Source organism: Flavobacterium sp., from assembly GCF_044368625.1.
GTDB lineage: Bacteria > Bacteroidota > Bacteroidia > Flavobacteriales > Flavobacteriaceae > Flavobacterium.
The window spans coordinates 1-4,722 of the sequence record NZ_JBIPPD010000337.1; the positions used below are offsets into that span (position 1 = coordinate 1).

Genomic DNA, 4,722 nt, shown 5'->3' on the forward strand with positions numbered 1-4,722 from the left:
CAGGGTATCCAGGGTCAGCAAGGAATCCAGGGTATCCAAGGACTAGCTGGCTTTGCATGGGATACATCAAGAGTATCTCCTAACGGCTATCTAGTTGGAGATATCGTAAACTACCTAGGCAACTACTACATCTGTATTGCAAACAATGATGCTTTGATTCCAACTACATCTTTGGGTGTTTACTGGAATGAATACTCATTTGTTGGTGCAACTGGTGCTCAGGGACCACAGGGAGATGCAGGACCTCAAGGACCTCAGGGTGAGGCAGGACCTACAGGACCTGAAGGACCTCAAGGACCACAGGGAATCCAGGGTGAGCAGGGAGAAGTAGGACCTACAGGACCACAAGGAATTCAAGGGGAGCAAGGTATACAAGGAGAAACTGGTCCTCAAGGACCTCAAGGTGACCAGAATGTATACGTATCATCCACTGCCCCGTCTAATCCTCAAATTGGCTGGCTTTGGATTGTGATATAAATGGCTTACCAAGACCTATATTCTGATGCTGCTATCTTTTATAATCTAAACAATAACTTTACGCCAGTAGTAAACACAACAGTTGCACCTGAAGCTGCTATTCGTGATGGCTTGACTGGTTCTGGTGAGACTAGACAGTATTATGCTGATGTGCCTCCAGGAAGTCCATACACTCATTCTTTAAGATTAAATGGTCAGACTGTTGCACCAAGAACAAAAAGACTAAAGCTTGGGAATCCTGAATATCAAACATATACAAATGTTTATGGTAGAGCTAGCTTTGGAGAAACAGTTAATTTTTGGTATAAGGTAGTTCCAACAACTGATGTTGCAAATATTGGTAGCACAATTCAGTTCTTTAGACGTGAAAATGGAACAACTGATGAAAGTGCATCTGTTTCTGGTGGAGCAAACTATATTGATGTTGGTTCAGGTACTGGAAAACTTGGCTGGACAAACCATAGATACGTAACTGCAGCTGCTAATGCAACTACATGGGGTGCAAACACTAGCACTCTATTTCAAGTAGTTCCTGGAATTTGGTATAACATTACTTATACATGGATTACACACTCCGTAGCTGCAACTAATGGTGGCTACAATTTAGAAAGAGCTATCTATGTTAATGGAATTCCAATTCTCAACTCTTTTGTTGAAGGTGTAAACGGTTTTGACCAGAATGATGACCTTGAATTTTTCTTTACAAATGCTGGAAGTGCAAATGTGCAAATTATGTCTAGCCTTGCTCTTTGGAATAAAGCACTTACAAGAGAAGAAATAAAAGCACTTGCAGTAAATAACTATTCAATTAGTGATATTTCTCCATATAACAACCACGTTATCAATAGCGGTGTTGAATACTACACAACCCTTAACAATCCTGATAAGAATACTGATGCTGATGTATTTGGTACCGCTGCATCCTGGGGTGCATTAAATGATAATTACACATCTATTGATGTTAATCAAGAAAGTAAGTTTGGTAAGTCTTGGAAATTTAGTACTCAAAACGGTACCGTTGTTCAAGAAGTAGATGTTGGTACTGCAGGCTTAAACGCTGGCATGAAAAATAGTGTTGCAACTGGAGCATTTACTTTTGAGTTCTGGATAAAAAATCCAATATCATCTAATAATCAATATAGAAAACTAATGGTTGCATATCCTCAAGCACCTCAAAGCAGTGCAACAAATGGACCTATTCACATTGGAACACGTGGAAGAGGCTTTAATAACAATCTAGCTACCGCAATTTGGGCACAGGTACCAATATTGACTACTACCTGGAACTGGACATTAATTAATGCGGACGGTACTTTTGTTGAAGGTGTACAGTCAAGTTCTTCAAATAGATATACACAAAACTCAACATTGCAGCAGTTATATTTGCATATTTACGAAGGAATAGCTAATAATGATTGGCACCATGTTGTAGTTACTAGAACTCCTGGTGGTACTGGAAATCAGTCTGGTAGTGCTAGTGCCTATAGAATATATATAGATGGTGTCCTTAGAACGCATGTTACTTCCAACTGGAATACAGGTGCAATTAGCACTCTTCCATATGCCCAATTCTTTATGGGTGAGCCAAGCAACCTTTTGGCAAGAGCAACAGATTTCTTTATTGACAAATTTGCATTCTATAACAGGTCATGCACCATTAGAGAAATTCAAGAACGCTACTTGATTGGAAAATCACACTTTCAGTCACAGGTAAATCTTGTCAAGTACTATGATGGCACTGATTGGCAAACTGCTTCTGCTCAGAAGGTATGGAATGGCACTGACTGGGTAGACTGGGACCACAAATATTGGGATGGTACACAATGGATAGACCTATAATCTACTCAAAGAATAGGTGTGTCCAGTGCGATTGGACAAAAAAATACCTCCAGGAAAAAAACATTGAGTATCTTGAATACAATGTAGAAGAAGATTATGAAGCATTGTTGTATGTAACTTCCCTGGGATTCAAGGCAGCACCTGTAGTTTTCTGGGGTACAGAGTCATGGACAGGCTACCAACCTGATAAACTTGCACAAATCAAGTAAAACGTGTATAATATAAGTGTCCTTCCTAAGTGGACATTATAACTAAATATACTTGTGTTGTTTTTAAGGGATTCGGCATAAGTTTGGTGGGAGGTTGTAGCTTTCCTCTGTCATATTGCCTTTTTGCTCCCTCCCACCTCTTCTAATTTTCCCTCCTAGTGTCTCTCACCCACCGCTAGGAGGGTTTTCATTTGCATGATGTTTAAAAATGTGGTACCATATAAGAGTCTTGACAGAGGACCTCAATGACGAGTAACTAACAGACATTAAAGATAACAGTATCTGCTAATCACAGATGATATCGTGGGTTGAGCCACATCACTTAGCTACAAAAAGCGACCCACCAAGCAGTCAGTTGATGACTCTGCCTCTGGATGGGATTAATTAAATTTAAGAACATATCTGTTGTCATAGAACCGCACTACCCTATGACCTTGTGAATGGATATGTATTTGGCGTAGTGGTCTAACGACACATTGATGCACTGATTCCTAGATGGGAAATGCATGGGATGGCTGATTACAAGCCATCTCTACCTAATAGCCATCTGGGAAATGACTTAGGTATTAGATATAAGAAATACTTAGATATAAATATATAAAAAACAAGCAAAGTATTAAAAATAGTGATAGAATAGTATTACCTGAAAGGCAAGGGTATGATAAACAGGCAAGAGGAGAACAAAATGATTAATGACTACATTGATAGGCAGCTAGCTAAGACAAAAGACGCTGACCTACGTATCCAGGAACAGCTGGACTTGATTTATGAATTGGCATTTGGGGGTGATGACAATGGAACTATGGATTCTACTACTAACAATTAATGTATTGTTTCTGACCTTTACCGTTGGAAAGGTAAGCAAGCAGCTTGATGAACTCAAGAAAGAGGTGATTGGCTAATGGCTAGTCTATCTGATTGGGACAGAGATTACAGCTCTGGTAAGCGTGGAGAAGAGCATCTGGACAAGGTGCTAACAACCCATGAGGTCAAGACTGACTACATGTGGCAAAAGACTGGCAACCTATTCATTGAATATGAATGCTGGTACAACAATGAGCAAACATGGAAACCAAGCGGTATTTCAGTCAGCAAAGCAGAGTACTACACTTTTGTGGTACCATTAGATGGTAAGAAGCCAATGCTTATGAGTGTTCCTATGGAAGTACTTAAAGAAGCTGTGGAAAAGCACGGTATCAAGAGAGACAACGTTAACTCTGATAACCCATCCAAAGGCTATCTTATCAAGATAAGAGATTTGCTAAATGTATATACAGGACAAGTTTGATGCCTCTAATCCATATGAATGGTTAAAGAGATACAAAACAACCACAACGCCTCAAGTGTGTAGGATATGTGATAGGACAGCCTATTACGTACACCCCACCTTGGGGCATTTGTGTGCTGCACATCTTCTTGACTTAGCTAACGTTGGTGAACTAAATTGGAAATGGTGTGATTGGGAGGATGTATGGAGCATGATGGGAAGACTATTAGGCAGGAAGTCTGGTGGTGCAGACATGACACACACGATGCTCAAGAGGCTTGCTCTGATTGCCAGCACATTGGATGGGTGGAAAGTGTGTCCCAAGTGCAGGAAGAAAAAGGAGATATCTGGCTTCAGCAAAGATAGAGCCAGAATTGACGGGTATGGCAGAATATGCAGAAACTGTGACAATGCTAGACGTAGAGCAAGGAATAAGCGATGAGTAAGTATTCAATAACAGGTAGTGACTTTCACAAAAGCAAGGAATGGCAAAGGATACGTAAAGAGTATCTACAGTATGTAGGAGAACCCTATCACTGTGTCAACTGTAATGCAGGTCCCCTATCAGGGTCAGGTATCACAGTGGACCATATCATACCTGGACATCTAGGTAATGGAGAGTATTACTATGACAACAGCTTTGAAAATCTGGCGGTAATGTGCATAAGATGCAACAGTACCAAGAAAGATAAGATTAAAGTAAGTAAGCAAAGAATAGAATGGCAAAGCGATAAGTGGTACTAATGAAGAGACTAATAGAACAAGGTTTGATAGCTTTACTAATGCTATTGATATCTACAGCAACATTGATGTATGTAATTGGAGTATCCTGTACATGCAGATAATGTTTAACAAGACTTGTGGAATAGGTCTGAGAGGTCACAGAAGGCTCATAGAAGGCATAACGTTTTTTCTGAGTATCCAGAAGAC

Annotated in this window: 6 protein-coding genes; 5 read left to right on the forward strand and 1 reads right to left on the reverse strand. The window is 40.1% G+C overall.

Translation table 11 applies throughout. The features are described from left to right. Positions 1 to 153: 153 nt before the first annotated feature. The 5 genes from ACIQ2X_RS15845 to ACIQ2X_RS15865 all read left to right on the forward strand — a co-directional run bounded on the left by ACIQ2X_RS15845 (position 154) and on the right by ACIQ2X_RS15865 (position 4,536). Complete coding sequence (locus ACIQ2X_RS15845) at positions 154 to 477, forward strand: hypothetical protein (RefSeq protein WP_396179944.1); 324 nt, start codon at positions 154 to 156, stop codon at positions 475 to 477. Next, positions 478 to 2,316, forward strand: a complete 1,839-nt coding sequence (locus ACIQ2X_RS15850; protein ID WP_396179945.1) for a hypothetical protein — start codon at positions 478 to 480, stop codon at positions 2,314 to 2,316. Beyond that, positions 2,301 to 2,525: a glutaredoxin-like protein NrdH gene (nrdH, locus tag ACIQ2X_RS15855; RefSeq protein ID WP_396179947.1), complete on the forward strand. Its 225-nt coding sequence runs from the start codon at positions 2,301 to 2,303 to the stop codon at positions 2,523 to 2,525. The genes ACIQ2X_RS15850 and nrdH overlap by 16 nt, the downstream gene beginning before the upstream one ends. A gap of 901 nt (positions 2,526 to 3,426) precedes the next feature. Further along, a complete protein-coding gene (locus ACIQ2X_RS15860; RefSeq protein WP_396179948.1) occupies positions 3,427 to 3,813 on the forward strand; it encodes a hypothetical protein in 387 nt (128 codons plus the stop codon). Between the two features lie 417 nt (positions 3,814 to 4,230). Further along, positions 4,231 to 4,536 (forward strand): HNH endonuclease, encoded by a 306-nt coding sequence (locus ACIQ2X_RS15865; RefSeq protein ID WP_396179949.1) that lies wholly within the window; start codon positions 4,231 to 4,233, stop codon positions 4,534 to 4,536. Here ACIQ2X_RS15865 and ACIQ2X_RS15870 read toward each other — a convergent pair. Continuing rightward, positions 4,487 to 4,722 (reverse strand): hypothetical protein (locus ACIQ2X_RS15870; protein WP_396179950.1); only part of this gene is annotated, 236 nt, incomplete at its 5' end. The two genes, ACIQ2X_RS15865 and ACIQ2X_RS15870, sit on opposite strands and share 50 nt — an antisense overlap.